The 262-nt window shown below is 36.3% G+C and carries 1 pseudogene; it reads left to right on the top strand.

Features of this window, described 5'->3' with window-relative positions:
- Positions 1 to 179: 179 nt before the first annotated feature.
- Positions 180 to 262: pseudogene (locus HMPREF2954_RS11710) on the top strand (HNH endonuclease); the annotation flags it as partial.

Genomic DNA, 262 nt, shown 5'->3' with positions numbered 1-262 from the left:
TCAAAAGAAAAAGCGTTAAAAGCCTTAGAAAAACATCCTGAAATTTATCAGAGGTTTCAGCATTTCTTTCCATTTGTAGAACTGCCCCCGCTTTAAACAGTCAAAATGCCGTCTGAAACGATATTTGCTTTTCAGACGGCATTTTTGATACAAAGCGGGTAACTAAAAGAGCGTTTGACGACAAAGGAAAATCTAAAATACCAAATTACACTTGGCATCATTATCAAGATACAGGAAGGATGCAATTGATTGGTGAAGACTT

Source organism: Neisseria sp. HMSC067H09 (genome assembly GCF_001814135.1).
In the GTDB taxonomy this organism is placed as follows: Bacteria; Pseudomonadota; Gammaproteobacteria; order Burkholderiales; family Neisseriaceae; genus Neisseria.
Note: the sequence above shows the minus strand (reverse complement) of the source record. Positions and strands in the feature narration are given on the sequence as shown.